We start from the raw sequence: 1,713 nt of genomic DNA on the forward strand, positions 1-1,713 counted from the left end.
CGTAGGGCTCCTTTCTAGGGGGTACCGCGGAAGAGATTCCTTTGGAAAACATTTAAACAACAAAGCAAGTCAGTAATGATTTGTTCTGTCAGTTTCAAACTTGCAGATTGTTCGCCTATTCCGGTGGCTTTCTGCACTAGATGTGCCGGTCACTTCGGTGGTCGTGCAGTCAAACATTTACGGAGAGTTTGATCCTGGCTCAGGACGAACGCTGGCGGCGTGCTTAACACATGCAAGTCGAACGGTGATGAGGAGCTTGCTTCTCTGATCAGTGGCGAACGGGTGAGTAACACGTGAGCAATCTGCCCTTGACTCTGGGATAAGCGTTGGAAACGACGTCTAATACCGGATACGACCTTGGAAGGCATCTTCTGGGGTGGAAAGAATTTTGGTCAAGGATGAGCTCGCGGCCTATCAGCTAGTTGGTGAGGTAATGGCTCACCAAGGCGACGACGGGTAGCCGGCCTGAGAGGGTGACCGGCCACACTGGGACTGAGACACGGCCCAGACTCCTACGGGAGGCAGCAGTGGGGAATATTGCACAATGGGCGAAAGCCTGATGCAGCAACGCCGCGTGAGGGACGACGGCCTTCGGGTTGTAAACCTCTTTTAGTAGGGAAGAAGCGTAAAAGTGACGGTACCTGCAGAAAAAGCACCGGCTAACTACGTGCCAGCAGCCGCGGTAATACGTAGGGTGCAAGCGTTGTCCGGAATTATTGGGCGTAAAGAGCTCGTAGGCGGTTTGTCGCGTCTGCTGTGAAAACCCGAGGCTCAACCTCGGGCCTGCAGTGGGTACGGGCAGACTAGAGTGCGGTAGGGGAGATTGGAATTCCTGGTGTAGCGGTGGAATGCGCAGATATCAGGAGGAACACCAATGGCGAAGGCAGATCTCTGGGCCGTAACTGACGCTGAGGAGCGAAAGCATGGGGAGCGAACAGGATTAGATACCCTGGTAGTCCATGCCGTAAACGTTGGGAACTAGATGTGGGGACCATTCCACGGTCTCCGTGTCGCAGCTAACGCATTAAGTTCCCCGCCTGGGGAGTACGGCCGCAAGGCTAAAACTCAAAGGAATTGACGGGGGCCCGCACAAGCGGCGGAGCATGCGGATTAATTCGATGCAACGCGAAGAACCTTACCAAGGCTTGACATATAGAGGAAACGGTTGGAAACAGTCGCCCCGCAAGGTCTCTATACAGGTGGTGCATGGTTGTCGTCAGCTCGTGTCGTGAGATGTTGGGTTAAGTCCCGCAACGAGCGCAACCCTCGTCCTATGTTGCCAGCACGTAATGGTGGGAACTCATGGGATACTGCCGGGGTCAACTCGGAGGAAGGTGGGGATGACGTCAAATCATCATGCCCCTTATGTCTTGGGCTTCACGCATGCTACAATGGCCGGTACAAAGGGCTGCAATACCGCAAGGTGGAGCGAATCCCAAAAAGCCGGTCTCAGTTCGGATTGAGGTCTGCAACTCGACCTCATGAAGTCGGAGTCGCTAGTAATCGCAGATCAGCAACGCTGCGGTGAATACGTTCCCGGGCCTTGTACACACCGCCCGTCAAGTCATGAAAGTCGGTAACACCCGAAGCCAGTGGCCTAACCCGCAAGGGGAGGAGCTGTCGAAGGTGGGATCGGTGATTAGGACTAAGTCGTAACAAGGTAGCCGTACCGGAAGGTGCGGCTGGATCACCTCCTTTCTAAGGAGCACAGCA

General features: G+C 54.7%; 1 rRNA gene. It reads left to right on the forward strand.

The annotated features are described in order from the left end of the window. Positions 1–176: 176 nt before the first annotated feature. Positions 177–1,698 (forward strand): 16S ribosomal RNA (locus E3O47_RS03285). Positions 1,699–1,713 lie beyond the last annotated feature (15 nt).

Origin of the sequence: Cryobacterium sp. TMT2-17-1 (genome assembly GCF_004402765.1) — a bacterium.
Lineage (GTDB): Bacteria > Actinomycetota > Actinomycetes > Actinomycetales > Microbacteriaceae > Cryobacterium > Cryobacterium sandaracinum.